This window comes from Bradyrhizobium sp. SHOUNA76 (genome assembly GCF_023006445.1).
Classification (GTDB): domain Bacteria; phylum Pseudomonadota; class Alphaproteobacteria; order Rhizobiales; family Xanthobacteraceae; genus Bradyrhizobium.
In genome coordinates this window covers 1-5,782 of record NZ_JALBHA010000420.1, presented here as the reverse complement: position 1 = coordinate 5,782, position 5,782 = coordinate 1, and the positions used below count along the sequence as shown (strand labels likewise).

6 protein-coding genes are annotated in these 5,782 nt (G+C 64.9%); 3 read left to right on the top strand and 3 right to left on the bottom strand.

What is annotated here, in order from left to right; all coding sequences use genetic code 11:
• On the bottom strand, positions 1–230 hold a 230-nt coding region (locus MOV74_RS29505), incomplete at its 3' end, for a LysR family transcriptional regulator (RefSeq protein ID WP_246930202.1).
• Between the two features lie 150 nt (positions 231–380).
• On the opposite strand from MOV74_RS29505, the gene MOV74_RS29500 reads away from it, so the two are divergent.
• Positions 381–1,454: a tartrate dehydrogenase gene (locus MOV74_RS29500; RefSeq protein ID WP_246930200.1), complete on the top strand. Its 1,074-nt coding sequence runs from the start codon at positions 381–383 to the stop codon at positions 1,452–1,454.
• Positions 1,455–1,641: 187 nt separating this feature from the next.
• On the opposite strand, the gene MOV74_RS29495 is transcribed toward MOV74_RS29500, so the two are convergent.
• Positions 1,642–2,586: a LysM peptidoglycan-binding domain-containing protein gene (locus MOV74_RS29495; RefSeq protein WP_246930198.1), complete on the bottom strand. Its 945-nt coding sequence runs from the start codon at positions 2,584–2,586 to the stop codon at positions 1,642–1,644.
• Positions 2,587–2,763: 177 nt separating this feature from the next.
• Positions 2,764–3,243, bottom strand: a complete 480-nt coding sequence (locus MOV74_RS29490; protein WP_246930196.1) for a MarR family winged helix-turn-helix transcriptional regulator — start codon at positions 3,241–3,243, stop codon at positions 2,764–2,766.
• 111 nt (positions 3,244–3,354) lie between these two features.
• On the opposite strand from MOV74_RS29490, the gene MOV74_RS29485 reads away from it, so the two are divergent.
• Entirely contained in the window at positions 3,355–4,563 is a 1,209-nt protein-coding gene (locus tag MOV74_RS29485) for an ABC transporter substrate-binding protein (RefSeq protein ID WP_246930193.1), read from the top strand.
• Between the two features lie 16 nt (positions 4,564–4,579).
• Positions 4,580–5,758, top strand: coding sequence for a cytochrome P450 (locus MOV74_RS29480; protein ID WP_246930191.1), 1,179 nt, complete (start codon positions 4,580–4,582; stop codon positions 5,756–5,758).
• The last annotated feature ends 24 nt before the right edge of the window (positions 5,759–5,782 follow it).

Here is a 5,782-nt window from a genome sequence, read left to right as displayed (position 1 = left end):
GCCTCGACGCGGGCGAGGATGGCGCGCGCATCGCGCAACAGCGTCGCGCCATCTTCCGTCAGCGACACCGCACGCGTCGTCCGCGCAAACAGCCGCGTGCCCAAATCCTCCTCCAGCAACCTGATCTGGCGGCCGAGCGCGGAGGGCAGCATCTGGAGATGCTGCGCCGCGCGGCCAAAATGCAACTGCTCGGCCGCCGCGACGAAGCATCGAAGCTGTTGCAATTCCATTCCGTATCCTCTCGTCCCCGTGCGACGATGATTATATCATTTTTTTGTATAAACCAGCGTCAATTGAGTCTGCCCTGCACTCCCGTCTAGACTCGCCGGCAACGCAGACGGTCGGACCGGCCGGCACGATCTCTCACACGGAGCATTCCCATGCGCACCCATTCGATCGCAGCAATCCCCGCCGACGGGATCGGCCCCGAGGTGATCTCGGCCGGTGTCCGCGTGCTGGAGGCGCTGGCAAAGCGCAGCGGCGACCTCGCCTTCAACATCAAGACCTTCGACTGGGGCTCGGACTATTACAAGAAGCACGGCGTCATGATGCCGGCTGACGGCCTCGCTGAACTGAAGAAGTTCGACGCGATCTATTTCGGCGCGGTCGGCGCGCCTGACGTGCCCGACCACATCACGCTGTGGGGCCTGCGGCTACCGATCTGCCAGGGCTTTGACCAATATGCCAATGTGCGGCCAACCAAGATATTGCCGGGCGTCGCCTCGCCGCTGCGCAATGTCGGCGTCGGCGATCTCGACTGGGTGATCGTGCGCGAGAACTCGGAGGGCGAATATGCCGGCATGGGCGGCCGCGCGCACAAGGGCCTGCCGGAAGAGGTCGGCACCGAGGTGGCGGTCTTCACCCGCGTCGGCGTCACCCGCATCATGCGGTATGCGTTCCAGCTCGCGCAGTCGCGTCCGCGCAAATTCCTGACCGTCGTGACCAAGTCGAACGCGCAGCGCCACGGCATGGTGATGTGGGACGAGATCGCGGCCGAGGTCGCGACCGAATTCCCCGACGTCACCTGGGACAAGATGCTGGTCGACGCCATGACGGTGCGCATGACGCTGCATCCGAAGAGCCTCGACACCATCGTCGCGACCAATCTGCACGCCGACATCCTGTCCGACCTCGCCGGCGCACTGGCCGGCAGCCTTGGCGTCGCGCCGACCGGCAATATCGATCCGCAGCGCCGCTTCCCCTCGATGTTCGAGCCGATCCACGGCTCGGCCTTCGACATCACCGGCAAGGGCATCGCCAACCCGGTCGCGACGTTCTGGACCGGCGCGCAGATGCTCGAGCATCTCGGCGAGATGGATGCCGCCTCGAGGCTGATGACCGCCGTCGAGCGCGTCTGCGCCGCCGGCGTGCTGACGCCGGACGTCGGCGGCAAGGCGACGACGAAGGAAGTGACCGATGCCGTGATCGATGCGATCCACGGATCGAATGTCTAATTTGAGATCACTCCCTCCACCGGTTCGGTGCACCTCTCCCGCTTGTGGGAGAGGTCGCCGCGTAGCGGCGGGTGAGGCTTCTCTCCTCTTGGGGGTTCTCGATTGCGGAGACACCCCCTCCCCAGCCCTCCCCCGCAAGCGGGAGAGGGAGCGGACCGTCTCCCTGACTGCGATGGGATAAGGCGCCCTACTTCCGCCCTGCCGGTGCTGCCGCCGGCGGTGCCGCCATCGCGGCAGCCGGCTCGGGCGGTGTCAGATGGCGCGGCACGATGATGGTCTGGCCCGGGGTGAGCTGCGCGTTCTCCGGCAGCGAATTGCTCTGCGCGAGCGTCCACAGCGGCACGCGATTGGCGGCGGCGATGCTCTCCATGGTGTCGCCGCGGCGCACCGGCAGCCGCACGCCGCTATCCCACAATTCGACCAGGGTATCCGCTGGCACGAGATAGCGCAGCGGCACGGCATTGGCCTGGGTCTGCGGCGGAATGCGCGGCAACTGCGTCACCATCTCGACGATCTGGCGATGGATGTCGTCGGACTTCTCGATGTTGATGTGCGAGACGCGCGCGTTTTCCTTCAAGTCGTAACTCGCATAATGGCCACGAAAGCCGGGGACCGCGACGACGTCGCCACCGCCGAGCACGCTGTCGGACAGGAAGATGTTGATGAAGCGCTCGACATTGAGCGGCACGTCGCCAGTCGCGTGCGCGGGATCGACGGCGATGACGAGGCTGATCGGGATGTTCTCCTTGGCCGCCATCTCGGAGATGACGATCGAGCACAGCCCGCCCATGGAGTGGCCGATCAGCACGATCGGCGCCGCCTTCTCCTTGTAACTGGCGATGACGCGATTGCCGATGAACCGGCACAGGGTGAATTCATAGACATCGGCGGAGAAGCCGGCCTGCGTCAGTTTCTCGCCGAGCCGGTCCATGCCGGTCGAGAAGATCGGGCCCATGGCACCACGGAACAGGTAGATATTCGGCGGCGGCAACGGCTCGAACGGCGGCGGCGGCGGCGCGGCAGGTACGGCCGTAGCGGGCTTCGACTTGGCGGGTGAGGCAGCGGCCATGCCGGGGCCCAAGGCGAGCAGTGCAACGGCTGCCAGCGCGACTAGTCGCCTCAGATCAATCATCAGTCCGCAGTCCCACCACGGGAGGCAAAGTCCCCCTCCGGGGGCTTAGTGACCACCGATTGGGTGGATTTTGGGGCACGGAACCGGCGGCCTCCTCCAGCAACCTGTGGGTCCGCCGCGTATCCGCGGGGCGTAACGGGCTTTGCGACGATCGGCCTCAGGTCGGCTCCCAGAAGGCTAGAACGGCAGAATGCGGTTCAGGAGTTCGAGCAGCGTGCGCTGCTCGGCCTGGCTGAGCGGCGCCAACATCCGTTCATTGTAGGGCTGCGTCAGCCTTGCCCCGTCCTGAATGAGCTTTGCGCCCCTTGGCGTGAGCATCAGCTCGACGGCGCGGCGATCGGACTTCGAGCGATGGCGCTTGATGAAGCCGGATGATTCGAGCTCGTTCAGGATCTTGATCAGGTTCGGCAGGCGCAGCCGGAGCACGCTGGCGAGGCTGCTGGGGGGAACGCCGGGATTATCGCGAATGATCGCGAAGATCGCATAGGTCGCGGGAGTCAGGCCCAAGGCGGCGAACTCCTCGTAGAAGGCTTCGAAGAACTTCAGCTGCGCGAGGCGCAGCATGAAGCCGGGCGTCCGCTGCAGCGCGCGCAGGTCCAGCGACGTCTCCGATGGCGGAGCGGACTTGGCTCCGGGTCTCAATGCTTTCGAGCTCATGATCCTCGATCCGCGGCGGCGACCATATGTCGGCCGAATTGACTCTCTCAGAAATAGCTATAAAATATAACTATTATATAGCGGCACCAAGACCGCACATGGGAGGGAACAATGAACAGCAAATTCCTGCATAAACTATGCATGCTGGCGGCAATGCTGACGGCCGCACCGGCATTCGCCCAGGACGTGGTGAAGATCGGCATCCTGAACGACCAATCGGGTCCGTTCGCCAGCTATCAGGGCATCGGCTCGGTCGTCGCCGCCAAAATGGCGGTCGAAGACTACGGCGGAAAGGCCGCCGGCAAGCCGGTCGAGGTCGCCGCCGCCGACCATCAGAACAAGACCGATATCGGCATCGGTATCGCCCGGCGCTGGTACGAGAACGAGGGTGTCGATGCGATCTTCGACCTGCCGAACTCGTCGATCGCGCTGGCGGTGGCCGGCATGAGCGCCGAGAAGAACAAGGTCTTCGTCGGGTCGGGCGCCGGAACGGTGCTCCTGACCGGCGAGAAATGCACGCCGAACACCGTGCACTGGACCTACGACACCTATGCCTATGGGCGCGGTCTCGGCAAGGCGATCGTGCAGCAGGGCGGCAAGAAGTGGTTCTTCATCACCGCCGACTATGCCTTCGGCCATGATCTCGAGAAGCAAGCCGCAGAGGCCGTGAAGGCGTCCGGCGGCGAGGTGCTCGGCAGCGTGCGGCATCCGCTCGGAACGGCCGATTACGCCTCTTTCCTGCTCCAGGCCCAGGCGTCGGGCGCGAACGTCGTCGGCTTCGCCAATGCCGGCGACGATACCATCACCTCGATGAAGCAGGCCGCCGAGTTCGGGCTGACCAAGGACCGCAAGCTGGTCGGATTGATCCTCGGCATGAACGGCCTGCCCGCACTCGGCCTGAAGTTTGCGCAAGGCGCGCAGATCATGAACCCGTTCTATTGGGATCTGAACGACGGCACGCGTGCTTTCGCCAAACGCTTCGCCGAACGCATTCCCTCGAAGGCCTATCCGAACGACATGCAGGCCGGCGTCTATGCCTCGGTCATTCACTATCTCAAGGCCGTCGACAAGGTCGGCGGCTCCAAGGACGGCAAGGCGGTGGTCGCGGCGATGAAGGAGTTGCCGACCGACGATCCGCTGTTCGGCAAGGGCTACATTCGCAAGGACGGACGCAAGATCCATCCGCTCTACCTCTTGCAGGTCAAGGCTCCCGACGAGTCGACCTCGACCTGGGATCTCCTGAAGGTCGTCGCCACGATCAAGGGCGAGGACGCCTTCCGCTCCGAGAGCGACGGTCAATGCCCACTGAGCAAGCAATAGCCGTTGGAAGCTGACCATGAGCGGCATTGTATCCAGTCCGGTCGACCCGTTCGCGACCGACTTCCTGAGCGCCCCCTATCCTGCCTATGAGGCGCTGCGCGCGCTCGGGCCCGCTTTCGCGCTGGAGCGTTACGGCGTGTGGGCCATGGCAGGCTATGCCGAGGTCGAGCCGGCCCTGAAGGACTGGAAGACCTTCATCAGTGGCGAGGGCGTCGGGCTCCACGGGATGAACCCGGCGCTGCCAAAGCCGCTGACGCTGCAGATCGATCCGCCGGACCATGACAAGGGCCGGCGGGTGCTCGGCCGCACGCTGTCTCCGGGCGTCGCAAGAAAGCTGCGCGAGACGTTCCAGCAGGAAGCGGAGAGAAAAGTTTCGGAGCTGATCGACAAAGGCACGTTCGATGCCGTGACCGATCTGGCCGAGGCCTATCCGATGAAGGTGTTTCCGGATGCGATCGGCATCCGGCCCGACGGCCGCGAGAAACTGCTGGCCTGGAGCACGTTCGTGTTCGACAGCTTCGGCCCTGACAACGAGATCCAGGCCGCGTCGCGCAAGGCGGGCCTCGCGGCGCAGAGCTGGATCATGGAATGTTGCGCGCGAGACGCGCTACGGCCCGACAGCCTCGGCATGATGATCTACCAGGCGGCCGACGACGGCGAGATCACCGAGCACGAGGCGACGCACCTGGTGCGGCCGTTCCTCACCGCGGGAATCGACACCACGGTCAACGGCATCGGCAACACCCTGCTCGCGCTCGCGACCCATCCGGAGGAATACCGCAAGCTGCATCACAAGCCGGAGCTGGCGCGCAACGCTTTCGAGGAGGGCCTGCGTTACGATTCACCGATTCAGACGTTCTTTCGCACCACCTCCCGCGACGTCGAGATCGGCGGCGGCGTGATCCCGGCACATCGCAAGGTGCTGCTGTTCATGGCCTCCGCCAACCGCGATCCCGCGCGTTGGGACAAGCCGGACCGTTTCGAGGTGGAACGGGCCGCGACCGGGCATGTCGGTTTCGGCGCAGGCATCCACGCCTGCGTCGGTCAGATGATCGCGCGCCTGGAAGGCGAATTGATCTTCAGCGAGCTCGCGAGGCGCGTGAAGACCATCGAGCTCACGGCGGAGCCGAAGCGCAGGCTCAATAACTCGCTGCGCGGGCTCGCGAGCATGCCGGTCCGGGTGACGGCTGCCTAGTTCCTTGCCGGAGCCGTCGCGGCC

Coding starts and splice junctions, on each gene's coding strand:
- MOV74_RS29485 (WP_246930193.1), top strand. CDS start 3,355: ATGAACAGCAAATTCCTGCATAAACTATGCATGCTGGCGGCAATGCTG.
- MOV74_RS29490 (WP_246930196.1), bottom strand. CDS start 3,243: ATGAGCTCGAAAGCATTGAGACCCGGAGCCAAGTCCGCTCCGCCATCG.
- MOV74_RS29500 (WP_246930200.1), top strand. CDS start 381: ATGCGCACCCATTCGATCGCAGCAATCCCCGCCGACGGGATCGGCCCC.
- MOV74_RS29480 (WP_246930191.1), top strand. CDS start 4,580: ATGAGCGGCATTGTATCCAGTCCGGTCGACCCGTTCGCGACCGACTTC.
- MOV74_RS29495 (WP_246930198.1), bottom strand. CDS start 2,586: ATGATTGATCTGAGGCGACTAGTCGCGCTGGCAGCCGTTGCACTGCTC.